This window comes from Brevundimonas goettingensis, from assembly GCF_017487405.1.
GTDB lineage: Bacteria > Pseudomonadota > Alphaproteobacteria > Caulobacterales > Caulobacteraceae > Brevundimonas > Brevundimonas goettingensis.
Genome location: NZ_CP062222.1, coordinates 3310204 through 3334271, shown reverse-complemented (window position 1 = coordinate 3334271; position 24068 = coordinate 3310204). Strand labels below are relative to the sequence as shown.

The window sequence follows — 24068 nt, the reverse complement described above, 5'->3', positions numbered from 1 at the left end:
TAACTTTGGTTATAAGGCCACGCTTTCACAGCCCTGCCGCGAGGTCGGCGAGCTCCGCCAGCCGAAGATCGCCCAGGGCGGTGCGGCCGTCGCGGCCCCAGATGGGGTCGGGCCAGAGGGGGTCGTCGCGGCGGCGACCGACGACATGGACGTGCAGCTGGGCGGTGACATTGCCCAGCGCCGCGGTGTTCACCTTGTGCACCTCTAGGTCCATCGCCTCGCCCAGGCGGCGGACCATCTCTCCGGCGCGGATCATCTCGGCCATCAGGACGGGGCGGTCGGCCGGGGACAGGTCGTCCAGCTCGGAAGCGTCGGCGACGCGCGGTATCAGCACCAGCCAGGGGAAGCGGGCGTCGTCCATCAGCCGCACGTCGCACAGGGGCCAGGCGGCGACGGCGGCGGAATGGGCGATCAGGCGCGGGTCGGTCTGGAAGGTCATGGGCCCATCCTAACGGCGGGCGAGGAATTCGGCAGGGCCTTAATCGGCCCGCAAGGACGATCGGTCATCCTGGGCGGATGACGCTGAAGGACCTCGCTCTCGTGATCGGCCTGGGCGCCGCCTTCATCCTGCTGGAGCGGCTGATCCCGCGCGACCGGAGCCAGCGGGTGCTGCGGCCGGGCTGGACCACAGACCTCTTGCACACCTTCATCGGCGGCTGGCTGATCAGTATCGGCATCTTCGCGGTGGGGGTGGCCTTGAGCCTGTTGAGGGTCCACGCGGTTCCGCAAGCGATCGCCGGGGCGATCCGGTCCCAGCCCCACTGGCTTCAGTTCGTCGAAATCCTGCTGCTGTCCGACCTCGGGGTCTACTGGATCCACCGCATCTCCCACGCGGTCCCGGCGCTGTGGCGGTTCCACGCCGTGCATCATTCGAGCGAGCATCTGGACTGGGCTGCCTCGCACCGGGTGCATCCGGTGGAGCAATTGCTCTTTTCGACGGCGGCGGCGGGTCCGGCGATCCTGCTGGGCTTCTCGCCCGGCCCCTTGGCCCTCTACGCCCTCGTCTATCAGGCCCATGCCCATCTGCTGCACGCCAATGTGCGGATCGACTTCGGGCCACTGAGGCATGTGCTGGGCTCGCCCGCCTTCCACCACTGGCACCATGCGGATCAGCGCGAGGCCTATGACCGCAATTTCGCAGCCCTGTTCGCCTTCTACGACCATCTGTTCGGCAGCTTCCGCCTGCCCAAGGGCCGGTTGCCCGAACGCTACGGCGTCGAGGACCCGGTGCCCAGGGACTTCCTCGGCCAGCTGGCGTATCCGTTCAAAGCGACCGCTGCCCCTGCTCCGTCATCCTCGGGCTCGTCCCGAGGACCCATGGCGGAACCCGACCCGATCCGTTGAGGGTGAGTACGGGCGGCAAGGTCGTCGCCGACCGTCCCTGTCCGCGCCGCTGAACCTTGGGTCCTCGGGACGAGCCCGAGGATGACGGCCTGACGGGATGCTCAGTTCAACCCGTAGACCACGCAGGCGTTGTCGGTGAGGGTCTGCAGCGGCGGCTGCAGGGCCAGACGCGCGGCCTCGATGGCCTCCTCGCTGGGCGCCTGACCCGGCGCCGGGGGGGCGGCGGCGGCGGGGAGCGACATAGGGCGGGGGCGGGGCGGCCATCCGCGAGCCCGTGACCACCACATCCCGATCGACCGTGGTCTCCTGACCGCCGCCCGCAGTGTAGGAGGGCCAGCCGGCGAGGACGTCGGTCTCGCAGGCGCGGCCGGTCGGGTCAATGACCCGCACCGAACCGAGCGAGGCCCCGGCGTTGGTCGCGGCCGCCAGGGCGCGGCTTCGGGCGTCCTTCATGGCTTCGGCGGCCAGATTGGTCTTCCAGACGTTCTCGGGCTCAAGCCGGAAATTGACCGAACTGATCGACATCGGCTGGCTGGCGACGACAGTCGCATAGACCCGTTCCAGAAGGGCGGTGTCGCGGAGGGTCAGCTGGACCGAGGCCTCGGTCTGGTAGCGGTTGATCTTGTCGGGGCGGACGTTGTCGCGCATCACCCCGGCCTCGTCGCGGTACTGCTCATAGAGGGGGCGGGTGGTCAGCCGGGTCTCGACCCGGACCTTGTCGACGCCATAGGCCGCCAGCGCCTGGCTGAGGGCGCGGACCTGATCGGCGGCCTTGCGCGAGGATTCGGTCGCGCTGCGTTCGATGGACTGGAAGCTGGCGCTGAAGCCGGCGCGGTTGGCCGGGATCTCGACGCGGACGCTGCCGATGGAGGCGATGACGGGATCGCGCATCCACCAGGGCGCCGGGACATATTGCTGGCCGATGGTGGCGGGCGGGGTCTGGGCCGAGGCGGGAGCGGCGATCCCGGCGATCCCGGCGAGGGTCGCGACGATCAGGGCGGCGGTCACTTTACGCATCGGCGTCTCTCCCGTTTCACTCTCGTTATCCGGGCACCCTCGCAGTCACCGTGAAGGTCGTAAACCCCGGACCTTGCCGAGGCCCGTCCACAGGTCTAGACCGCCGCGCAAAGATTTCCTCTCGCAACTGCAAACCGGCCCGAAGCCGCTCCCAGGCAGACGGCCAACCACCCCCGGCCTCAAATAGCGCCCAGCGCCTCAGGCCACCCAAAAACGGAGACTTGCCTATGGCTCGCGCGAAGATCGCCCTCATCGGCGCCGGTATGATCGGCGGCACCCTGGCCCATGTGGCCGCGCGCGAGGCGCTGGGCGACGTCATCCTGTTCGACATCGCCGAAGGCACCCCCCAGGGCAAGGCTCTGGACATCGCCGAAGCCACCGCCGTGTTCGGCTCGTCGGTCGCGCTGAAGGGCGCCAACGCCTATGAGGACATCGCCGGCGCCGACGTCTGCATCGTCACCGCCGGCGTGCCGCGCAAGGACGGCATGAGCCGCGACGACCTGGTCTCCATCAACCTGAAGGTCATGAAGGCCGTCGGCGAAGGCATCAAGGCCCACGCCCCGAACGCCTTCGTCATCTGCATCACCAACCCGCTCGACGCCATGGTCTGGGCGCTGCAGAAATTCTCGGGCCTGCCCAAGGAGAAGGTCGTCGGCATGGCCGGCGTGCTCGACTCGGCCCGTTTCGCCTACTTCCTGTCGGAAAAGACCGGCGTCTCCGTGCAGGACATCCACGCCTGGACCCTGGGCGGCCACGGCGACGACATGGTCCCGATGGTGCGTCACTCGACCGTCGGCGGCCTGCCCCTGCCTGACGCGGTCGCCGCCGGCTTCCTGTCGCAAGCCGATCTGGACGCCATCGTCACCCGCACCCGCAAGGGCGGCGGCGAGATCGTCGCCCTGCTGAAGACCGGTTCGGCCTTCTACGCCCCGGCCGAAAGCGCGATCGCGATGGCCAAGTCCTATCTGCTGGACCAGAAGCGCGTCCTGCCCTGCGCCGTCTGGCTGTCGGGCGAATATGGTCTGTCGGACCTCTACGTCGGCGTTCCGGCCCTGATCGGCGCCGGCGGCGTCGAGAAGGTCGTCGAGTTCACCACCAACGACGAGGAAAAGGCGATGTTCGAGAAGTCGGTCGCCTCGGTCCAGGGCCTGATCCAGTCCTGCAAGGATCTGGAGCCTTCGCTGGCTTGATAAAGGGGCGCGGTCACCTCCCCCATTCGCGAAGGCGAATGGGGAGGACAGATCGCGAAGCGATCAGGAGGGGGCGACGCGGTCTTGGCCGGTCGCCCCTTTTTCGTATCTGGACCTCAGGCAGAGGTGTCGCCCTGTCCTGATCGCCGCTGCGCGCCGATCTGTCCTCTCCATCGCCCTTCGGCGACGGAGAGGTGAACGTTAGTTCGCCGGAGCGGGGGCCGCCGCCGCTGCGCCCGCGCCGGTGGTCAGGCGGGCGAATTCGGGCAGGAGGCCGCGCCAGATCGACAGGTGGTCGGCCAGCTGTTCCGGGCCCCCGTTTCCGAGCAGGACGTCGTACTGGACCACGGCCGAGGGCAGGCCGGTCCCCTCGGGCGCCTCATAGATGGCCTTGAGGAAGCGGCGGTCGCGGTTCCAGCCGTTGATCACGTCGGGGGTGACGGCGGCGTTGGACACCGCGGTGGTGAACTGGACGTCCGAACACAGGCCGTTCTCGCAGGACTGGAAGAACAACAGCCAGGCCAGGCCGTCGGCGTCGACGCGGACATACTGGCGGCCCTGATCCGTCTGGATCGCCCCGACGGTCGCGCCCTGGCTGTTGAGCCAGGCGATCACGGCGGCCGGGGAAACGCCGAGCACGGCCGGGCGCGGGGTGGCGGCGGGTGCGGCGGCGGGCGCCGCAGCGGGCGCAGTCTGGCTCACCGGGGTGACGGACAGGGCGAGGGCCGACAGGGCGGCGGCGAGAACGGTCATCGGAAATCCTCCAGCTTCGGCTCCAGCCTAGCAGCCATTACGGCGAAGTTGTGTGCGTGACGCTTACGCGTGCTCCGCCTTCTCCAGCCATGAGGCGCTGGACATCTCGCGCAGGCGCGAGACGGTGCGTTCGAACTCGAAGGCGCCGTCGCCGGCCGGATAGAGGGCCTCGGGTTCGGCCTCGGCGCGGACGACCAGCCGAGTCCCGGCCTCATAGAGGGCGTCGATCAGGGTCACGAGCCGCTTCGCCTCCTGGCGCCGGTCGGGGCTGAGGATGGGCACGGAATCGAGGAACAGGGTGTGGAAGCGGGCCGCGATGGCCAGATAGTCCTGCGGACCCAGCGGCCGGGCGCACATTTCCTCGAAGGTGGCCCGCGCCAGACTGCCGGCCGTGCGCTCGATGACCACGTCGCGGCCGAGGACCTGCAGATGGGCGGCCTCCTCGGGCTCGCCGCCGCGCAGGTCGGTCCAGAGGTCCTCGAAGGCCGCGCCGGACTTGCCGTCGGCGTCTCCCGTGAACCAGACGGGCGAGCCCATCAGCCGGTTCAGCCGCCAATCGCGGGCGCCGGCGATCTCGATCACCACACAGCGCTGTTTGATCTCGTCGATGAAGGGGGTGAAGAGCTGGCGGTTGATGCCGTTCTTGTAGAGTTCGTCGGGCGCGCGGTTGGAGGTGACGGCCAGCACCACCTTCCTCTCGAACAGGGCGTCGAACAGCCTGCCCAGGATCATGGCGTCGGCAATGTCGGTGACCTGAAGCTCGTCGAAGCAGAGCAGGCGCGCCTCCGAGGCGATCAGGGCGGCGATCGGCTCGATGGGATCGTCGCCCTTGTGGGTCCCGAAGACGGCCTGGCGCTGCTTTCTGTCGCCCTCGCGCCACTGACGGACGAGATCGTGGATGCGGGCCATGAAGGCGTGGAAGTGGGCGCGCAGCTTCTTAGGCTCGGGCGTGGCGGAAACGAACAGGTCCATCAGCATGGATTTGCCGCGCCCGGGCGGGCCCCAGATGTAGAGGCCGCGCACCTCGCGGTGACCGCCGAACAGTCCCTTCTTCGCCAGGTCCTTCTCCAGCCGCTCCATGGCCTTGATCAGCGGCGCCTGGGCCGGATCGGGGGCCAGAACGCCCTCGTCGACGCGGATGTCATAGGCGGAGCGGATGCGGGAGGTCATGGCCCTCAGTTAGGCGACCTGGGCAGTGCTGTGAAGCTGACGCCGGGACGCCCAGCCAACGAAACATAAGCGTAGCCAATGCTGGCGACCTGCGAACTGGGGCAAATCCTTGCGCGGCGGACGCGAAAACCGATTGCTTCGCGCGCGCGAAAGCTTACATGCGTGCCGCTGCCGCAAAACCCCTTGCGGCAGGCCTTGCCTTTTCACGCATCAAATCGCGCTCAAGCAGCGAGGGACCGCGTCCCGAGCGTTAGCGCGTCCGAAGGACCAAATATCATGGGCTATCGCGTCGCCGTCGTAGGCGCCACCGGCAATGTCGGCCGGGAAATGATGACCATCCTCGAGGAACTGAACTTCCCCGTGGACGAAATTCACGCGATCGCCAGCCGAAAATCCAAAGGCGTGGAGGTCTCGTTCGGCGACCGCACCCTGAAGTGCCAGGATCTGGAGCAGTTCGACTTCTCGACCGTCGACGTCGTGCTGATGTCGGCCGGCGGGACCGTTTCGAAGGAATGGTCCGAGAAGATCGGCAAGGCCGGTCCGATCGTGATCGACAACTCCTCGGTCTTCCGTATGGACAAGGACGTGCCTCTGATCGTGCCGGAAGTGAACCCGGACGCCGTCAAGGACATCCGCAAGAACATCGTCGCCAACCCGAACTGCTCGACCGCCCAGCTGGTGGTCGCGCTCAAGCCCCTGCATGACGCGGCCAAGATCAAGCGCGTCGTGGTCTCGACCTATCAGTCGGTCTCGGGCGCGGGCAAGGAAGGGATGGACGAGCTGTGGAACCAGACCAAGGCCATCTATGGCCTGGGCGACGCCAAGCCGAAGAAATTCCCCAAGCAGATCGCCTTCAACGTCATCCCCTTCATCGGCGCCTTCAACGAGGACGGCTATACCGACGAAGAGGCCAAGATGTGGAACGAGGTCCACAAGATGATGGACCCCGAGATCAAGCTGACGGTCACCTGCGTGCGGGTGCCGGTCTTCGTGGGCCACTCCGAAGCGGTCACGGTCGAGTTCGACCGTCCGATCTCGGTCGACGAGGCGCGCGCCATCCTGCGCGAGGCCCCGGGCGTCCTGGTTGTCGATAAGCACGAGCACGACGGCTATATCACCCCGGTCGACGCCGCGGGCGAACACGCAGTCTATGTCTCGCGCATCCGCAAGGACCATACGGTCGAGAACGGCCTGAGCTTCTGGGTCGTGTCGGACAACCTGCGCAAGGGCGCCGCCCTGAACGCCGTCCAGATCGCCCAGCTGCTGGACGAGACCGGAACCCTCAAGTCCTCGTCCGGCTTCCGCTCGATCACGGTCTGACTATGCAAGCCCTCTCCCGGTGGGAGAGGGCTTGAGCGCCCGGGAGCGAAGCGATCGGTCTTGCGCGAAAGGGTGAGGGGTTATGCCCTCACCGGTCAGCGCCAGCCCCTCACCCTTTCGGATTCGCGCATCGCTGCGCTCTGCGAGCCTCAAGCCCTCTCCCCAAGGGAGAGGGAAAGGAAGTTTCATGTCATCTTCCGCCGCCTCCGAGACCCGCAACGCCCTGATCGCGGCCCTGGTCTGCTACACGGCCTGGGGCGTCTTTCCGCTGCTGTTCATGGCCATGGCCCACAGCGGCTTCACGGCCCCCGAGATCCTGACCCAGCGCGCCGTCTGGGCGCTTCTGTTCGCCGCCGCCCTGGTGCTGGCGACGGGTCGGATGGCCCAGGTGCGCAGCGTCCTGACCACGCCCGCGACGCTCGGCTGGCTGCTGCTGTCGACCGTGATGATCCTGATCAACTGGGGCGCCTATGTCTGGGCCACGACCCAGCATCATACCCTCGAGGCCAGCCTCGGCTATTACATCAACCCCCTGCTCAACATGGTGGCGGGCCTGTTCCTGTTCCGCGAACGGATCGACAAATGGGGCTGGGTCGCCATCGGCTCGGCGGCCGTGGGCGTGGTCCTGCAGACCCTGGCGCTCGGCCGGGCGCCGTGGCTGTCCATCCTGATCGCCCTGAGCTTCGCGGCCTATGGGGTGATCCGCAAACGGGTCGCCGCCGACGCCCAGACGGGTCTGTTCGTCGAATGTCTGCTGATGATCCCGTTCGGGGTCGGCATGCTGGTCTGGCTCAGCCAGGCCGGGCAGGTGGTCGGTTTCGCCTCGCCGGCCCATTGGGCCTGGTCGGTGTCCAGCGGTCTGGCGACGGTCCTGCCTCTGGCCCTGTTCGCCTGGTCGGCGCGGCGGCTGCCGCTGTCGACGATCGGCTTCCTGCAGTTCCTGGCCCCCACGCTGCAGTTCGCCATCGGCGTGGCCTCGGGCGAGCCCCTGACGCTGTTGCGCATCCTGTCCTTTGTCTTCATCTGGGCCGGCGCGGCCGTCTTCGCCCTGGCCGCCCTGTGGCGCAAACGGGCCGAGCGGCAGGCGATCAAGACGGTGGTCGACGCGGTCTAGGGAGCGGCCTAGCCTTGGGCGCATGACCGATACGCTGACGAAAGCGCACAAGCGCTGGATCCTCGCCGCGACGGTGCTCGGGTCGTCGCTGACCTTCATCGACGGCTCGGCGCTGGGCGTCGCCCTGCCGGCGATCCAGAAGGATCTCGGCGCGGGACCGGCGGCGGTGCAGTGGGTGTCGAACGCCTATCTGCTGACGCTGGGCGCCCTCGTCCTGATCGGCGGAGCGGCGGGCGACCGGTTCGGGCGGCGCCGGGTCTTTCTGGTCGGGGTCGGCCTGTTCACCGCGGCGTCGGTCGCCTGCGGCCTGTCGCCCGATGTGCGCTTCCTGATCGGGGCGCGGGCGGCGCAGGGCGTCGGCGCGGCCCTGCTGACGCCCGGAGCCCTGGCCCTGATCGGGGCGACCTTTCCGCCCGAGGAACGGGGCAAGGCCTTCGGCGCCTGGGCCGGGGCGGGGGCCATCTTCGGCATGGTCGGACCGCTCGTCGGCGGCTGGCTGGCCGACCACGCCGACTGGCGCGCCATCTTCTGGATCAATGTGCCTCTGGCCGTTCTCGCCGTCCTGATCACGGTGAAATTCACGCCCGAGAGCCGGGACGAGGGGGCCAAGGGTTTGGACGGCCTCGGCGCCGTGCTGGCCGTGGTCGGGCTCGGGGCGGTGACCTGGGGACTGACGGCGGCGCCGGATCTGGGGATGGGCAGTCCGTGGATCGTCGGGTCTCTGGTCGGGGGCGTGCTGGTGCTGGCGGGCTTCCTGTGGGCCGAGGCGAAGGAGGCGCATCCGATGATGCCCTTGAGCCTCTTCCGGTCGCCGGTGTTCAGCGGGATCAATCTGCTGACCCTGCTGCTCTATTTCGCGCTCGGCGGGGCGATGTTCTTCCTGCCGTTCGAACTGATCCGTGTGCACGGCTGGACCGCGACCGGCGCCGGATCGGCCATGCTGCCCTTCGCCGTGATCATGGGGCTGTTCTCGGGTCTGGCGGGCCGGATCGCCGACCGGTTCGGGGCGAGGCTGTCCCTGAGCGTGGGGCCGGTGCTCGCGGGTGTCGGGCTGGCCCTGCTGGCCCTGATGCCGAGCGATGCGGGCTATGTCGCCGGGCCCCTGGCCGGAATGACGGTGCTGGCGATCGGCATGACCCTGGCGGTCGGTCCCCTGACGGCGGCGGTGATGGGGGCGGTGGCCCCGGGGCACACAGGGGTGGCGTCCGGCGTCAACAATGCGGTGGCGCGGGTCGCGGGTCTGCTGGCCGTGGCCCTGCTGGGGATGGTGCTGTCGGCGGTGTTCGTCGCGGTTCTGGACCAGTCGGAGGCGCGGGCGCGGCTCGGCGACTTCATGGCCGGCGCCCGGGGCGGATCAGGAGAGGGCGCGGCCTTCCACAGGGCCTATCAGGTGGTGATGGCGGTCTGCGCCGCCTGCGCCGTGCTGGGCGGCGTCATCGGCGGGCTGACGGCGCCGGGGCGGGTGAAGAGTGAGCAAGAGGTGAGCGAGAGGTGAGCGTGTGGCCGCACGCGCGGTGGCTCACTGCTCGCTCACTCTTCACCCCTCGCTCACCCGCCTAGAGACCCGAATAGAAGGCGTCGATCAGCCTGACCGCGCGCGGATCGCCGATCAGGTGGGGCGACTGGCGGGTCATGACATAGGCGCCCGAGACCTTCGTCTTCGGATCGGCGAAGACGCAGGAGCCGCCCCAGCCGCAATGACCGACCGTGTCCGGGTTGGGGCCGAAGATGTTCAGGCCCGCGTTCCTCATGACGCCAGTCGCCCAGCTGATGTCATAGGGCAGGACCTTGTCGGGGCCGTGGATGCGTTCGCGGGTCAGCTGGCCGACGACCTCGGGCGACAGGATCCGGCGGCCGTGCAGGACGCCGCGGTTGGCGACGAGGCTCATGATCCGGGCCAGATCGCGGGCCGTGCCATGCAGATTGGCCGAGGGGATCTCGGTCGTGCGCCATTCGGTCGAGCCGCGTCCGCCGGGGGCCGCGCCCTTGGAGATGAAGGCGGCCGACTTGATCGGGTCGAGGGTTCCCAGGTTGGGCGGGGCCGAGGGTTTGCGGATGGCCGCGACCCGATCGTGCTCGGCCTCGGGCAGGCCGATCCACAGGTCGAGGTCGTATTTCGTGGCGAAGTCTTCGCGCAGGGCCGTGCCCATCGAGCGGCCGTCGGCCAGTTCGAAGACGTGTCCGGCCAGATAGCCGATGGTGATCGGGTGGTAGCCCGAGGCCGTGCCCGGAGGCCACATCGGGGCCTGGGCGGCGAGGCGGGCCAGCACCGCCTGACGGTCGAACCAGATGGCCGGGTCCTCCGGCGTGTCGAAGCCGGGCAGGCCGTCCTGATGCGACATCAGTTGGGCGACGGTGATCGCTTCCTTGCCCGCCTGACCATAGTCGGGCCAGAGGCCGGCGACGGTCTGGTCGTAGCTGAGCTGGCCGCGCTCGACGGCCGCAGCGATCAGCAGGGCCATCACCGCCTTGCCGGTGGAGAAGACGGGGGTGAGGGTCTTGTCGGTGAAGGGGGTATTTTCACGCGGATCGGCCTGACCGGCCCAGAGGTCGACGACGACCTCGCCCTCGACACAGAAGGTGACGCGGGCGGCCTGTTCGTTGAGCCCGTCGGGGGCGTCGGTGAAATTGGCCGCGAAAGCGTCCTTCACGGCGGCGAAACGGGGCGGGCAGACGCCGGAGATGTCGGGGAGGTCGCTCATGCGGGGGTCTTATCCGGGGATTTGGCGTTCAGCCAGTCCAGCGCGCCGTTGGCCGCGACCACGCCCGAGGCGAAACTGGCCTGGAGCAGATAGCCGCCGGTGGGGGCCTCCCAGTCCAGCATCTCTCCGGCGACGAAGACGCCCGGGCGGGCGGTCAGCATCAATGATGGATTCACGGCCTCCAGACCCACGCCCCCGGCCGAGGAGATGGCCCGGTCCAGCCCCTGCATCCCGGTCAGCTTCAGCCGCACCCCCTTGATGCGTCGGGCCAGTTTCTCGGCGCCCAGCGGGATCTCGCCGGGGATGTCGCGCAGGACGGCGATGGCGGCGGGCGACAGGCCCCCGGCCTTGCGCAGATGGTTGGTCATGGAGTCCTTGCCGCGTCCCTGAACCAGACGGTCGACGAGGGCGGCCTCGCTCAGGTCCGGGCGGAGGTCGAGGGTCAGGACGGCCGAGCCGTCGCGGGCGATGGCCTCGCGCAGGGCCGAGGACAGGGCGTAGATGGCGCCGCCCTCGATGCCGTAGCGGGTGATCATCACCTCGCCCCTGATGGTCTGGCCGCCGAAGGTGAGGGCCACGGCCTTGAGCGCCTGACCGGCGGCGCGGTCGATCAGGATGTCGGTCCAGTCAACATTGAATCCGGCGTTGGAGGGCCGCAGGGGCGCGACCGGTACGCCCTCGGCCTCGAGCAGGGGCGCCCAGCTTCCGTCGGAGCCCAGACGCGGCCAGCTGGCCCCGCCGGTCGCGAGGATGACGGCGTCGGGGGTTTCGGCTGATCCGTCCTCGAAGGTCAGGGCCTCGCCGGACCAGCCGGTCCAGTACGAGCGCGTCTTCAGGACCACGCCGAGCTCGGCCAGCCGGGCCAGCCAGGCGCGTAGAAGCGGAGAGGCCTTCATGGCGCGGGGGAAGACCCGGCCGCTGGAGCCCACGAAGGTCGTCTGGCCCAGATCCCCGGCCCAGGCGATCAGGTCGTCGGGCGAGAAGGCGTCAAGCCAGTCCGCGGCGGCGCCCTCGGCCGGACCGTAGCGCGACAGGAAGGCGGCCTGCGCCTCCGAATGGGTCAGGTTCAGCCCGCCACGCCCCGCCAGCAGGAATTTCCGCGCCGGGGACGGCATGCGCTCGTGCACGGTCACCGCGACCCCGGCCCGGGCCAAGATCTCGGCCGCCATCAGCCCGGCGGGACCGGCGCCAATGATGGAAACGGTGCGAGCGGAGGTGTCTGGTGAGGCCATGAGGCGCCTTCTAGCGCAAGAGGGGGGATTTCGGAGCAAAAACCCCTATATGTTTCCAGATGAGCGTCGCCTTCACCCGTGAGGAAGACCTGGAGGCCACGGCCGCCGATCTTCCCGACCGCCCCATCTCGCCCCACGCCAATCTGGTGACGGCGTCCGGCCTGGCCGCCATCGAGGACGCGCTGGCGGCCGCGCGGGCGGCATACACGGCGGCTCAGGCCCATGGGTCGATCGAGGCGGACCGGACCGCCATGGCCCGGGCGACGCGCGACCTGCGCTACTGGTCCGCGCGGCGGGCCAGCGCCCAGCTGCTCGAGGTTCCGGCCGAAGGCGTCGTGCGGTTCGGCGGTTCGGTGACCATCGAACGCGAGGACGGACGCACCCAGACCTGGCGCATCGTCGGCGAGGACGAGGCCGATCCGGCGGGCGGTTCGGTCAGCCATGTCTCGCCCCTGGCTCGCGCCCTGATCGGCAAACGGGTCGGCGAAGAGGCCGTGGTGGCGGGCCAGTCGGTCGAGATCGTCGCGGTCGACTGATCAAGGCCCATTCCGGGTCGACACGAAACATCAGCTGCGCTCAACTGGCGCCAAGACAAGAAAGAAGAGAGACGCCCATGGCCCGTAAGCCCAACTACAGTTTCGAGCGTCAGGAACGCGAGCGCGCCGACGCCAAGAAGGCCGCCGAAAAGGCCGCCGCCAAGGCCGAGAAGCGCGCCCAGCAGCAGGCCGAGAAGAACGGCGACGCGGCTCCGCAGGAAGACTGATCTAAGGGCCGGGCGTCAGGCGGCCCGGGAGGCGGCCTCGCCTCCCGCCGCCGCCGCAGCCGGCTCGGCATTTTTCAGCATCCGGGCCAGACGCGGCAGCAGGTGGCTCTGGATCCGGTCCTTGGTCAGATAGTCGCGCGCGCCCAGCGACACGGCGCGCTGAACGTCCTGGGGCGCGCCGCTCACCGTCAGGACCATGGCGGGCGCCGTCGCGTCCTGCGGGTGGGTGCGCAGGGTTTCCAGAACCGTGAAGCCGTCCATGTCGGGCAGGTTGAGATCCAGCAGCACGGCCTGCGGCTTGACGATGAACATCCGCTCGAGGGCCTCGCGCCCGCACCGCGCCGTATGGACGTCATAGCCCGCGGCCGTAAGTTTGGACCGGACCAGCTCGCGCACGAGGGAGTCGTCTTCGGCGATCAGGATGCGGCGTCGTCCGGGCATGGGCCCTCCATCGTTGCGGCCGGCCGTTTTTGCGGGCCTCTCGGTTATGCCGGAGGAATAACCGGGGATGGATACCGGACCCTTACGCAACCCATAGGTCTTTGGTTATACGCGGCTTTCAGACCAGCCCGTCGTAAGCCGGGGCTTCCGCCGCGCTGCCGGGGAAGACGCGGTTATCAAGCGCGGCGCGGTCCACGCCCATATGGTCGCGAAGCACGCCCTTGAAGACCGAGCGGACGTCGAGCGTCGGGGCCAGGTCGCGATCCTCGAACAGCTTCGCTTCGGCGAGCGTCGGCCAGTCTCCGACGAGACCGCCCTGTTTGAGCGCGCCGCCGGCCAGCAGCAGGGAGGAGCCGGTGCCGTGGTCCGTCCCTTGCGTGCCGTTGGCGCGAGCGGTGCGGCCGAATTCGGTGGCGACGACGACGACGGTGCGGTCCCAGTCGGTCCCCAGCCCCCGATGCAGACCGCCGATGACCTGATCGAGGCCGGTGAGCCGGGTCTGGAGCTGGCCCAGCTGGCGGGCGTGGGTGTCCCAGCCGTCGATCGACAGGGCCACCAGATCGGCGCCCTGATCCCCTGACATCAGCCGGGCCACGGCGGCGCCGAGGCCGGCGACATCGTTGCGGCGCACCGCCCCGTCGCCCGCGACCATGGCCATCAGTTCGGTCTCCAGACCGCGCGCCAGATTGGTCCCCAGCATGGGATCCTCGACATAGAGATCCTGAAGCAGGGAGGCGATGCGGTCGCCGCCCTCGATCTTGCCGCCCGGCGCCCAGCTGGAGGTCGGGGCCGAACCGCGCAGGATCAAGGGCGTCTGGGCCCCTATGGACAGGCCGTGATAGCGGGCGCCCGACGCGGCCAGCGCGCGGTTCAGCCAGCCGTCGGTCTGCTGCCTCAGGCCCTCGCCGCCGTTCTCCAGCACGTCCTGGGCGTCGAAATGGGAGCGGATGCGGGTCGGGATGGCCACCGCCGGGGCGAAGCGGGCCTGACCGGCGCCGTAGAGGTCGTGCAGGCCCTTGAGCGACGGATGAAGGCCGAAGCCTTCGGACAGGGCCAAGGCCCCGTTGGGCTGGCCGGGCGCGGGGATGGCGAGCCCGCCGCGCAGGGGGACGTAGTTGGCATCGCCGTAAGGGACGGTGACCGACAGGCCGTCCATGGCGCCCCGGGCGATGATCAAGACCATCTTGTTGCGCGGCCCGGCGGCCGATTGCGCCGAGGCGCGTCCGGCGAAGGCGAGGCTGACGCCGGCGGCGCCGAGGAACAGGCGACGGTTGAGGTGGGGGTAGGTCATCGGCGTTGGAACTCCGGCGACATGAGAAAGAGGGTCAGGGCTTCGGGGCGGCTTTCGGCGCGGGCGACGGCGAGGCGGGTGCGTTCGCCGAGGCGGGCGCCGAGGGCGTTTGCCGCGACGGTGTTGGGATCGGCGACCTGAGCGAGGTCGGCGGCGGCCTTGGACCAGTCGAGCCGTTTGACCAAGGCGTCGGGTCCGGCCCAGTCGGCGGCGGTGTCGGGCCAGCCCTCGGGCGAGGGGGCCGCGAAGGCCGGTTGCCCCATGGAAACCAGAGCCTGCTGCAACGGTTGAATCCGTTGCGGCGCCGTGCCCAGAGCCCGGTGGGCCGAGATGATGAACTCATAGGGCGTCTTGATCTTGGCCGGGCGGGGCTCCCAGCTTTCGGGCGCGGTGATCAGGGCACGGGCCACGACGGCGAGGTCGCCGCCCGAGCGGGTCCAGGCCTGTTCGAGCCTGTCGACGAGGGCGGGCGGCGGATCGTCGGCGACGAAATGGGCGGCGATCCTGCGGGCCAGCCGCCGGGTGGTCCGGGGGCTGTTGGCGAGGTCGCGCAGGATGGCTTCGCCCTGGTCCTTCTCGCCGGGGGCGTAGGTCTTGCCCAGAACGGTGCGTTCGCCAGGCTCGTGGACGATGGCGCGATAGACGAAGCCGTTCAGGCCGGGCTCGCCGCGCACCGCCGCCTGAACGCCGCGGGCATAACGCGCCTGTTGCCGGGCGCCGCCGCCGCCGAAGCCTTGCGCCCCCGCCGCGACATTGGCGCGGACCAGATCCATTCCCTGATCCCGGGGCGCGGGCACCGACCAGCCGGTCAGGGCGCGGGCGAATTCGGTGACGTCGGCCTGGGTGTAGCCGCCGTCGGCGCCGACGGTGTGCAGCTCCATGATCTCGCGGGCCAGGTTCTCGTTCAGCCCGGCGTTGCGGCGCTGGCCGGCGCGGCTGTCGGGGCCGATCGACTGGGCCTGATCGAGATAAAGCAGCATGGCCGGATGCTGTTCGGCGGCGACGGCCAGATCCTCGAACTTGCCGAAGACATGGGGGCGGATGGCCTCGCGCTCATACTGGCCCATGAAGACGGCCGACTGGAATTTCGTCGCCGAGACGGTGAAGCCATTGGCCCAGAACAGGGCCCAGCGCTCGGCGAAGCCGGCCTCGGTGGCGGCGCCCAGCTGGGCCCGGGCGAGAAACTCCCGCGCCGTGTCCTGCACCAGATCGCGGCGGCTGTCGCGACGCGCGTCGAAGGCGGCCTGGGCGGGGTCGGAGGCTGCGGGCGCCATGGCTTGCGGCGCCATCGGCATGGTCTGTGGGGCGGCTTGGGCGGGGGCGGCCATCCGCTGGGCGCGGCGTCCCGGTCGGCGGGGTTCGGCCGGCGTCTCCGTGGCCGGTTGGGCGCCGGCTGCAGGCGGCATGTCCTGACGCGCCTGCCGGACCTGCCGGGCGTCGCGCTGATAGTCGAGGAAGGCCTGCATCCGCTCGACCGAGGTGTCGAACTGGCCGGTCGGGTTGGCCGCGCCCGAGGGCTGGATCTGGCCTTCCAGCCAGCCGCGCGGGTCGTTCAACCGTTGAATCTCGCCGGGTCGGGCGCCCAGGCCGAAGCGGGTGAGGGCAATGGCGGCGTTGACGTCGGATTGCGAAGGCATGGCCCGTCCTGTCGTCATTTGTATCAGGGCTGAAACGTCCCGCCCTGAAAAGTCCGTCGAAGATGGGGAGTTGCAAGCCGGGATTGCCGGGTATCCAATGACGGTCGACAGCCAAGGCCGCTCTGGAAGGGCCTCGGCGGGAGGGAGATCGATGGGCCAGAGTTCCGACGCCCTGACCGACGCCGCCGCCCACCCCGATCGGTGCGGTCGGTGCTGGACGATGTGGCCGCGCCGGCGCGCTCGGCTCTGGCGGCGTCATGGCGGCGCTCGATCACCCTCTATGGCCTGGATCCCGAGGACGGGCGGCCGCCCGAGCTGCTGACGGCGCGGGAGCTGGAGACGGCGCGGCAGGAGATCGAGCCCCTGATGCGGGCGGCGGTGGCGAGGAGCTGGCCGAGGCCGAGCGCGGGTTTGTGCGGCGAGCTTTGGCGAGGGCCGACGGAAACGTCTCGGCCGCCGCGCGCGCCCTGGGCGTCCGTCGGGCGACCCTGCACAGGAGAAGCTGAACCGGCTGGGGCTGAGCGGACGCCAGGCCTCCTTTTTCCCGCAGGGGGAGAAGGTCGCGCACCCTGATCCAATCCCGCGTTCAAACGTTGCCGTCGCCGAGGAGACCGTGATGCTGGGCGAACTGAAGACCTATAAGGCGAAGCGGGACTTCGCGGCGACGCCGGAGCCGGCGGGGAAGAAGGGCAAGGGCGGCCAGACCGGCGGCCGTTATCTGATCCAGCGCCACGCCGCGACGCGGCTGCACTATGATTTCCGCATCGAGGCGGACGGGGTGCTCAAGTCCTGGGCGGTGACCAAGGCGCCGTCGCGGGATCACACCGTCAAACGCCTCGCCGTCGAGGTCGAGGATCATCCGCTCGACTATGGATCGTTCGAGGGGACCATTCCCGGCGGCAACTATGGCGCGGGCACGGTGCAGATGTGGGACACCGGAACCTGGGCGCCGCAGGAGCCGGACCTCGAGGCCGCCTTCAAGCGCGGCCAGATCAAGATGATCCTCGACGGCGAGCGGCTGAAGGGCAAATGGGCCCTGATCCGGCTTCGGTCCGATCGCGGCAAACCGTCCAAACGGAACAACTGGCTGCTGATCAAGGAGATCGACGAATACACGGTCGACGGGGAGGGCGACGCCAATATGGAGATCGACGCCTCGGTCACGACCGGCCGGACGATGGCCGAGATCGCCGAGGGCAAGACGCAATGGACATCGTCGAAACCCACCGGCCGCAAGGCGCCGCCGAAACCGAAGGCGACGACGGCCCAGGCCTCGCACGCGACCCGGCCGCACGCCTTCGTCCCCATCCAGCTGTGCAAGATCGCCGACTATCCGCCCTCGGCCGCCGGCTGGGCGCATGAGATCAAGTTCGACGGCTATCGGCTGCAGGTCGCGACCGGCGGCGGGCGGGCGACGATCCGGACGCGCAAGGGGCTGGACTGGACCGACCGCTTCCCCGAACTGGCCGCCGACGCCGCGAAATGGCCCGACGCCGTGATCGACGGCGAGCTCTGCGCCCTGACGGAGGACGCCAGCCCCGACTTCTCGGCGCTGCAGGCGGCCATCTCGGACGGCGACACCGGCGGCCTGATCTATTTCGCCTTCGACCTTCTGTTCGAGGGCGGCGAGGATCTGCGGACCCTGCCCCTGTCGCACCGCAAGGCGCGGCTGCAGGCGGTGCTCGACCGGCTGCCCAAGGCGGCGGCGAAGCGGATCCGCTTCGTCGATCACTTCGCCTCCAGCGGCAAGGCGGTGCTGGAAAGCGCCTGCCGGATGGACCTCGAAGGCGTCATCTCCAAACGCCTGGACGCCCCCTATTCCGCGGGGCGCTCCAACAGTTGGGTCAAGTCGAAATGCCGGGGCCGGGACGAGGTGGTCATCGGCGGCTGGACGTCCGAAGGCGACCGCTTCCGCTCCCTGATCGTCGGCGTCCATGACGGCAAGAAAGGTCTGCGCCCCCTCGGCCGGGTCGGCACGGGCTATGGCGAGCCCTTGCTGAAGACGCTTCTGCCCGCCCTGAAAAAGGCCGCCGCCGACCGCAGCCCCTTCGCGGGCGCGACCCCGAGGAAGACCGGCGGCGAGACCATCCACTGGCTCAAGCCCGTCCTCGTCGCCGAGATCGAACACGGCGGATACACCGACAGCGGCTCCCTCCGGCAGGCCGCCTTCAAGGGCCTGCGCGACGACAAGACCGCGCCAGAGGTCGACACGGCGCCCCAGACCCCGGTGAAGACCAGCCCGAAGCCCGCCGCCGCCAAACCCGGCAAGCTGGTCGTCGCCGGGATCACCATCTCCCACCCCGACAAGGTGCTGTGGCCCGCCCATGACGGCGCCGATCCGATCACCAAGGCCGATCTCGTCGCCTACTATGAGACCGTCGCCGAGCGTTTGCTGCCCCATGTCGCCGATCGGCCGACCTCGATCATCCGCGCGCCCGAGGGGATCGAGGGCGAGCAATTCTTCCAGCGCCACGCCATGCCCGGCTCCAACCCGCGGCTGAAGCTGATCGACGTGCATGAGCGCAAGCCCTATGTCGCCGTCGTCGACGTCGGCGGTCTGGTCGCCATCGGCCAGTCGGGCGGGCTGGAGCTGCATCCCTGGGGCTGCGCGCCCGGCGATCCGGAGACGCCGGAACAGATCACCTTCGACCTCGATCCGGATGTCGGGCTGGACTTCGCCGACGTGATTTCGGCGGCTAAGGTAGTGAAGGCGAAACTCGAAACCCTCGGTCTCAACCCCTTCGTCAAGACGACCGGCGGCAAGGGGCTTCACGTCGTCGTTCCAATCAAGTCTGACGCCCGCTCGGCTGTGACCTGGGAGCAGAACAAGGCCTTCGCCAAGGCGGTCTCCGAGGCCATGCGCGTCGAGGCGCCCGACCGCTTCACCACCACCCTCGCCAAGAAGGCGCGGGGCGGGAAGATCTTCCTCGACTATCTGAGGAACGGCCGGATGGCGACGGCGGTAGCCCCCTGGTCGCCCCGCGCCCGCCCGGGCGCCGGCATCGCCTTCCCCCTGAACTGGGGTCAGGTGAAGGCCGGGCTGGATCCGAAGGCCTTCAATATCCGCACCGCCCCGGCCCTGTTGAAGAAGGCCGATCCGTGGAAGGACTTCCGCGACGGCGCGGTCAGCCTGCAACCGGCGCTCAAAAAGATGGGCCTCTAACGATCCCGCTCATCCCCGCGCAGGCGGGGACCCAGCGGTTAAACTCACGCCGCCTTCTTCTTCGCGGCCGGCTTCTTCGCCGGAGCCTTCTTCGGCGCCGCCGTCTTAGCGGGCGCCTTACCCGACGCCGACCCCTTCAGACTGTTCCTCAGCGCCGCCATCAGGTCCACGACATTGGTGTCGTCCGGCTGTTCGACCTCGACCAGACCCTTGCCGCCCTTCTGCTTGGCCTTGATCATGTCGCGGAGCGCATCGTCATAGCGGTCCTTGAAGGTGGTCGGATCGAAGGCGGCCTCCTTCTGGGCGATGATCCGGGTGGCGATGTCGACCATATCCTTGTCGGGCTTCACCGCCGGGATATCGTCGAAATAGTCGTCGGCGTCGCGGACCTCGTCATGGGCGCGCAGGCTGTAGGCGATCAGGCCCTTGCCCCGCACCTCCAGCGCCAGCTGACGCTCTCGGCCGCGCAGGACCAGACTGCCGATGGCCACCTTGCCCGCCGCCTTCATGGCGTCGCGGATCACGGCGAAGGCCTCGGCCCCGACGCCCTTCTCGGGCACGACGAAGAAGGGATCGTCCCAGTACAGACGGTCGATATCGGCTTCGTCGACGAAGCTGTCGATCGAGATCGTATGGGTGGTCTCCAGCTTGACCTTGTCGAAGTCGGCGTCGTCGAACAGGACGTACTCGTCCTTGGACACCTCATAGCCCTTGACCAGATCGGCGCGCTCGACCGGTCCGGTGTCGGGATCCGTCGGCACCATCCGGATGCGATTGTTGGTCTCCGGATTGATCAGGTTGAAGCTGACATGGGCGTTGGACGCCGTCGCCGTGTAGAGACCCACCGGACAGGTCACCAGCGACAGCTTCAGATGGCCGTGCCAGGTCGGTCGCGTCGCCATGGTCGTCTCCCGTTGTGAACCGCGGAGTCGAACGTCGCAGGGCCGGAAGCGTTGCCCCACGCCCCGTCGCGCGCGGACCCGGGTCGATTTGCCCCTCCCGTCGCCCATTCGTCACTCGACGAACAACCTTGGGTCCGGCAGGGTGGGACCGTCAGCTTCACTGCTCCCGGAGACCCCCATGCGCCGCCTTTTCGCCGCCGGAACCCTCGGTCTCGCCGCCCTGCTGTCCGCCTGCGCGCCGGCGGTAACGACGCTGCCGCGGGCCTACGGCGACCTGTCCGACCGGCTGAAGGTGGTCGAGCGCGGCTATCCGCAGCCGGGCGGCCCCTGCTGGCTGCTGGGCGAGACCTACAAGACCTCCGAACTGTTCGACGACAGCGCCGACCTTCTGGCCTGCCCGCGCGAATCCGTGCGCGATCCGCGCGTGACCTCGGTCGGCCGCCGCGTCGGCGAGTTCGAGGGGGTGATCATCTTCTCCGTGCCCCGCTCGGCGACGGCCGCCCACTAGGGTTTATCGCCGCCTGAAGCGGGCCCAGATGACGCAGACCGCCGAGGTCGCCAGCAGGGCCGCGCCCAGTCCGTCCCACAGGCCGTTCTCCAGCAGCGCCCCCACCAGCCCGATCAGGGCCAGGACGCCGAGGATCAGCGGAACGCCGAATACGACCCACAGGCCGAGGTCCCCCGCTCGTTTTGGGCCGCCCTTCACGCCGCGCCTCCCGGCTTGCGCTTCTTCCTGGCCAGCCAGAGGTAGAGGCCGGAGCCGAGGATGACGATGGTCGCCAGGTCCAGCAGACCCCAGACGATCTTCAACCCCAGCCCGCCGTAGTCGCCGAAATGCAGCGGCTGCGACAGGCTCAGCGCCTTCACATACCAGGGCGTCGGGGCCACGGCCGCCAGCTCTCCGGTCCTGACGTCGATCAGGGCGGGCGTGGTCAGATGGGCCGTCAGCGGCGTGTCGCCGTGGAAGAAGACGGCATAGTGGTGATCCGTCGAATAGTCGGTGCCGGGAAAGGCCACGAACTGCAGCGTCTTGCCCGGCAGGGCCTGTTTCGCCCGCGCCACCGCCTGATCCAGCGAGGCCCGCTCACCGGTCGCGACCGGGGCCGCATATTCCGCCGTCAGTTCCTTGAGCGCCGTATTCTTCCAGACGGTCAGGATCGGTGTCGCGAGCGTATTGACCACGCCGGTCAGCCCCACGACCGTCACCCAGGCCACGGTCACGACGCCCAGAAGATTGTGCCAGTCCAGCCAGCGCGTCCGCGCCGCCTTCTCCAGCCGCAGCGTCCCGAACGGCAGCCGCCGCATGAAGGGGGCATAGAGGACCACGCCCGAGACGATCGCAACGACCAGCAGCAGCCCCATGGCCCCCAGGAACAGCATCCCGGGCAGGCCCAGGAACATGTCCGTATGCAGCTGCAGCAGGAACTCCAGCAGCGGATGGCCAGCGACCGGCGGGGCCGCCTCGCCCGTCGTCTGGTCGATCGGCTGGAAGTGGAATGCGGTCGCGGGACCGCCTTCCGGCCGGCTGGTGACGTTCACCACCGGCCGGTCCTCGTCGAAGCTCATGAAGGCGGGCACGTCGCCCGGCTCGCGCGCCAGGGCCGTGGCCAGAATCTCGTCGAGGCTCTTCTTCGGCGCATTGGGCTCGGCCGCCTGCCAGCTCTGGTCGAGCAGCAGATGGTTCAGCTCATGGGTGAAGACCAGCGGCAGGCCGGTCAGGCACAGCATCAGCAGAAAGGCGGTCGAGACCAGGCTCGACCATTTGTGAACCCAAGACCAGGCGCGGATCGTGCCGGGCGTCATCCGCCTCAGAAGTCCGCCGAGATCGAGACCCGCAGGGTGCGCGGCGCGCCCAGCGTCAGATAGTTGGCGCCCGGATAGCCCCCGACGGCGACCCACTGGTCTTCGTCGGCGATGTTCTCGACCCGGGCCCGGGCGGTCAGCGGATGGCCGCCCGCCTCGAAGGCGTAGCGAACGCCGGCGTCGAAGCGGGTCCAGGCGTCGAGCGGGACGCTGGTCGTGGCGTTGGTCTCCTGTTCGCCTGTGTAGACGGCGCGGCCTTCCAGGGTCAGGCCGGCGACCTGGGGCACGTCCCATTCGATGTTGGCATTGGCCTGGAAGTCCGGCACGCCGATCGGGGTGCGGCCGCTCGAGGCGATCTCGGCGTCCAGCCAGCTCATCCCGCCCAGCAGGCGCAGGCCCGCGATCGGCTCGCCATAGACGCTCAGTTCCACGCCGCTGTTCTCCTGCTCGCCGCCCGAGGAGTAGGTCCCCGCCGTCGCGCTGGTTTGGGTGAAAAGCTCGCTCTGGAGCGTCGTGCGGAACAGGCTGATCGAACCGCCGAAGGTCCCGGCGTCATATTTGGCGCCGACCTCGAACTGTTCGCCGACGAACGGGTCCAGCACCTCGCCCGCGTTGGTCACGTTGAGGCCATTGACCACGGCCGGGGCGATCTTCCCGGGGATCAGGGCTTCGGCATAGTTGGCGTAGAGGGAGACCCGGTCGATGGGCTTGAACACCACGGCGAAGGCCGGGGTCACGGCATCGCCGTCATAGGACGAGCCGAGCGCGCCGGTGTTGTAGTCATAGGTGCGGGTCTTGATGTTCTGGTAGCGCACGCCCGCCGTGACCAGCAGCCTGCCGTCCAGGAAGGACAGCATGTCGGCGATGGCCAGGCTGGAGTTGTCGACCCGCTCGGTCACCAGCGGGCTGTCGAGGTCGCCGCCGATGAAGAAGTTGGCGGCCGGCTGGGTTGCGGCGACCGGGTTGGACAGGGTCCCGGCCGGGAAGCCCGCGAAGCTGGAGAAGGCATAGGCGTTCTTCGACTTCGACTGCACCTGCGAGGCCGAGGCCACGATCCGGTGCCCGACGGAACCGGTGGTCAGATCGGCGCGCAGGCCGACGTCCCCCGACCAGACGGTGTCTTCACGCGTATTGTCGAACCGATAGGCGGTCAGATTGCCGCCGGCGTCGACGTTCGGGTTGGCCAGGACATTGGCCTCCTTGCCCTGACGGCCGCCGAAGGCCGCCCAGGCGGTGACGCTGTCGGTTACGTCGAACTCGCCGCGCGCCGCGCCGAACACCTGCTGCTCGTCGGTATAGGTCCAGGGCTGGGCGTAGTTGACGTCGGCCGAGGGCGCGGCCGGAACGGCGCCCGACGGCGTCACGGTCGGACGCGGGGCGTCGATATGGTGGTCCTGATAGCCGACATCGGCCGAGAAGCGGGCGCGCTCGCCGCGGCGGTCCAGACCCAGGCCGATGGCGGTCAGCTGGCGGTCCTCGCCGTCCACCGTGCTCTCGCCGTCGCGACGCACCAGGTTCAGACGGGCGCCGTATTCCTGATCGACGCCGAAGCGGCGGGCGACATCGCCGGCCAGATAGATCTCGCCGCCGCTTTCGATCCCGGCGGTCACGCGCGTCAGAGGCTCATTGCCCGCCCGCTTGGGCGTCAGGTTGAAGGCGCCGCCGACACCCGATCCGCCGGGGGCCGCGCCGTTCAGGAAGGCGGTCGCCCCGTGGAAGACCTCGACCCGCTCCAGGAACTCCGACGCCACGAACTGGCGCGGCAGGATGCCGTAGAGACCGTTATAGGTCATGTCGTCCGAATAGACCGGGAAGCCCCGGATCACATACAGCTCCTGAAAATTGCCGAAGCCCTTGGACACCCGCACCGCCGGATCGTTCTGCAGCACGTCGCCGACGCTGCGGGTCTGCTGGTTGCGCGACAGCTCCTCGGTGTAGCTGGTCGTTGCGAAGGGGGTGTCCATCACGCCCAGCGACCCGAACAGGCCGACCCGGCTCCCCCGCGCCACCTGGCCCCCGGCATAGGGGGCGGTCAGGGTGACCTGCGAACCCGTGACGATGACCTCTTCCAGCTCGGTCGTGTCCTGCGACGTCTGGGCGAAAGCGGGGGCGGAGACGGCGAATGCGCAGCAGGAGGCGAGGAGAAGGGAGCGGAACATGAAGGCGACTTTCTGCGGGCCGGGGAGGGCTGTAATCTGAGAATGTGTCGCAATATCCGAACAGCCT

23 protein-coding genes are annotated in these 24068 nt (G+C 69.1%); 10 read left to right on the top strand and 13 right to left on the bottom strand.

Annotation, left to right across the window (positions count from 1 at the left end):
- Positions 1-25: 25 nt before the first annotated feature.
- Positions 26-439 carry an HIT domain-containing protein gene (locus tag IFJ75_RS16380; protein WP_207869492.1) on the bottom strand — a complete coding sequence of 138 codons (414 nt, stop codon included), beginning with the start codon at positions 437-439 and terminating at the stop codon, positions 26-28.
- Positions 440-516: 77 nt separating this feature from the next.
- Between IFJ75_RS16380 and IFJ75_RS16375 the strand changes: the two genes are divergently transcribed.
- Positions 517-1344, top strand: a complete 828-nt coding sequence (locus IFJ75_RS16375) for a sterol desaturase family protein (RefSeq protein ID WP_207869490.1) — start codon at positions 517-519, stop codon at positions 1342-1344.
- Here IFJ75_RS16375 and IFJ75_RS16370 read toward each other — a convergent pair.
- On the bottom strand, positions 1291-2361 hold the full coding sequence (locus IFJ75_RS16370) for an SIMPL domain-containing protein (RefSeq protein WP_207869488.1): 1071 nt from the start codon (positions 2359-2361) through the stop codon (positions 1291-1293). The two genes, IFJ75_RS16375 and IFJ75_RS16370, sit on opposite strands and share 54 nt — an antisense overlap.
- Before the next feature lie 227 nt (positions 2362-2588).
- On the opposite strand from IFJ75_RS16370, the gene mdh reads away from it, so the two are divergent.
- Positions 2589-3551, top strand: coding sequence for a malate dehydrogenase (gene mdh, locus IFJ75_RS16365; RefSeq protein ID WP_207869486.1), 963 nt, complete (start codon positions 2589-2591; stop codon positions 3549-3551).
- A gap of 201 nt (positions 3552-3752) precedes the next feature.
- Here the strand turns inward: mdh and IFJ75_RS16360 are convergent, their stop codons facing one another.
- Together IFJ75_RS16360 and zapE are read right to left on the bottom strand one after the other, a co-directional pair.
- A complete protein-coding gene (locus IFJ75_RS16360; RefSeq protein ID WP_207869484.1) occupies positions 3753-4304 on the bottom strand; it encodes a YbjN domain-containing protein in 552 nt (183 codons plus the stop codon).
- Positions 4305-4367: 63 nt separating this feature from the next.
- On the bottom strand, positions 4368-5474 hold the full coding sequence (zapE, locus tag IFJ75_RS16355) for a cell division protein ZapE (protein ID WP_207869482.1): 1107 nt from the start codon (positions 5472-5474) through the stop codon (positions 4368-4370).
- 276 nt (positions 5475-5750) lie between these two features.
- On the opposite strand from zapE, the gene IFJ75_RS16350 reads away from it, so the two are divergent.
- The 3 genes from IFJ75_RS16350 (at position 5751) to IFJ75_RS16340 (ending at position 9403) form a co-directional block, all read left to right on the top strand.
- Entirely contained in the window at positions 5751-6794 is a 1044-nt protein-coding gene (locus tag IFJ75_RS16350; protein WP_207869480.1) for an aspartate-semialdehyde dehydrogenase, read from the top strand.
- Positions 6795-6981: 187 nt separating this feature from the next.
- Positions 6982-7908 carry an EamA family transporter RarD gene (gene rarD / locus IFJ75_RS16345; protein WP_207869478.1) on the top strand — a complete coding sequence of 309 codons (927 nt, stop codon included), beginning with the start codon at positions 6982-6984 and terminating at the stop codon, positions 7906-7908.
- A 22-nt stretch (positions 7909-7930) separates the two neighbouring features.
- On the top strand, positions 7931-9403 hold the full coding sequence (locus IFJ75_RS16340) for an MFS transporter (RefSeq protein ID WP_207869476.1): 1473 nt from the start codon (positions 7931-7933) through the stop codon (positions 9401-9403).
- Between the two features lie 61 nt (positions 9404-9464).
- Here IFJ75_RS16340 and IFJ75_RS16335 read toward each other — a convergent pair whose 3' ends face one another.
- Together IFJ75_RS16335 and IFJ75_RS16330 are read right to left on the bottom strand one after the other, a co-directional pair.
- A complete protein-coding gene (locus tag IFJ75_RS16335; RefSeq protein ID WP_207869474.1) occupies positions 9465-10610 on the bottom strand; it encodes a serine hydrolase domain-containing protein in 1146 nt (381 codons plus the stop codon).
- Complete coding sequence (locus tag IFJ75_RS16330) at positions 10607-11842, bottom strand: BaiN/RdsA family NAD(P)/FAD-dependent oxidoreductase (RefSeq protein ID WP_207869472.1); 1236 nt, start codon at positions 11840-11842, stop codon at positions 10607-10609. The genes IFJ75_RS16335 and IFJ75_RS16330 overlap by 4 nt, the downstream gene beginning before the upstream one ends.
- A 59-nt stretch (positions 11843-11901) precedes the next feature.
- Here IFJ75_RS16330 and greA point away from each other — a divergent pair, with 59 nt between their 5' ends.
- On the top strand, positions 11902-12378 hold the full coding sequence (gene greA, locus IFJ75_RS16325) for a transcription elongation factor GreA (protein ID WP_207869470.1): 477 nt from the start codon (positions 11902-11904) through the stop codon (positions 12376-12378).
- A 77-nt stretch (positions 12379-12455) separates the two neighbouring features.
- Positions 12456-12605, top strand: coding sequence for a hypothetical protein (locus IFJ75_RS16320; protein WP_207869468.1), 150 nt, complete (start codon positions 12456-12458; stop codon positions 12603-12605).
- 15 nt (positions 12606-12620) lie between these two features.
- Here IFJ75_RS16320 and IFJ75_RS16315 read toward each other — a convergent pair whose 3' ends face one another.
- The 3 genes from IFJ75_RS16315 to IFJ75_RS16305 form a co-directional block, all read right to left on the bottom strand.
- Positions 12621-13046: a response regulator gene (locus IFJ75_RS16315; RefSeq protein WP_207869466.1), complete on the bottom strand. Its 426-nt coding sequence runs from the start codon at positions 13044-13046 to the stop codon at positions 12621-12623.
- 118 nt (positions 13047-13164) lie between these two features.
- Entirely contained in the window at positions 13165-14337 is a 1173-nt protein-coding gene (locus IFJ75_RS16310; protein WP_207869464.1) for a DUF1501 domain-containing protein, read from the bottom strand.
- Positions 14334-15974, bottom strand: coding sequence for a DUF1800 domain-containing protein (locus IFJ75_RS16305; protein ID WP_207869462.1), 1641 nt, complete (start codon positions 15972-15974; stop codon positions 14334-14336). The genes IFJ75_RS16310 and IFJ75_RS16305 overlap by 4 nt, the downstream gene beginning before the upstream one ends.
- A 257-nt stretch (positions 15975-16231) precedes the next feature.
- Between IFJ75_RS16305 and IFJ75_RS20245 the strand changes: the two genes are divergently transcribed.
- Positions 16232-16480 (top strand): helix-turn-helix domain-containing protein, encoded by a 249-nt coding sequence (locus IFJ75_RS20245; protein WP_225896868.1) that lies wholly within the window; start codon positions 16232-16234, stop codon positions 16478-16480.
- 110 nt (positions 16481-16590) lie between these two features.
- Positions 16591-19137: a DNA ligase D gene (gene ligD, locus IFJ75_RS16295; protein ID WP_207869455.1), complete on the top strand. Its 2547-nt coding sequence runs from the start codon at positions 16591-16593 to the stop codon at positions 19135-19137.
- 44 nt (positions 19138-19181) lie between these two features.
- Here ligD and ku read toward each other — a convergent pair whose 3' ends face one another.
- A complete protein-coding gene (gene ku / locus IFJ75_RS16290; protein WP_207869453.1) occupies positions 19182-20039 on the bottom strand; it encodes a non-homologous end joining protein Ku in 858 nt (285 codons plus the stop codon).
- A gap of 178 nt (positions 20040-20217) precedes the next feature.
- Here ku and IFJ75_RS16285 point away from each other — a divergent pair, with 178 nt between their 5' ends.
- The gene (locus IFJ75_RS16285) at positions 20218-20547 is read left to right on the top strand and encodes a hypothetical protein (protein WP_207869451.1); all 330 of its coding nucleotides are present in this window, start codon (positions 20218-20220) and stop codon (positions 20545-20547) included.
- A gap of 3 nt (positions 20548-20550) precedes the next feature.
- Here the strand turns inward: IFJ75_RS16285 and IFJ75_RS16280 are convergent, their stop codons facing one another.
- The 3 genes from IFJ75_RS16280 to IFJ75_RS16270 are packed head-to-tail and all read right to left on the bottom strand — an operon-like array spanning position 20551 to position 24001.
- A complete protein-coding gene (locus IFJ75_RS16280) occupies positions 20551-20745 on the bottom strand; it encodes a hypothetical protein (protein WP_207869449.1) in 195 nt (64 codons plus the stop codon).
- Positions 20742-21938, bottom strand: coding sequence for a PepSY-associated TM helix domain-containing protein (locus IFJ75_RS16275; protein WP_207869447.1), 1197 nt, complete (start codon positions 21936-21938; stop codon positions 20742-20744). The genes IFJ75_RS16280 and IFJ75_RS16275 overlap by 4 nt, the downstream gene beginning before the upstream one ends.
- On the bottom strand, positions 21848-24001 hold the full coding sequence (locus IFJ75_RS16270; RefSeq protein ID WP_207869445.1) for a TonB-dependent receptor: 2154 nt from the start codon (positions 23999-24001) through the stop codon (positions 21848-21850). The genes IFJ75_RS16275 and IFJ75_RS16270 overlap by 91 nt, the downstream gene beginning before the upstream one ends.
- Between the last annotated feature and the right edge of the window lie 67 nt (positions 24002-24068).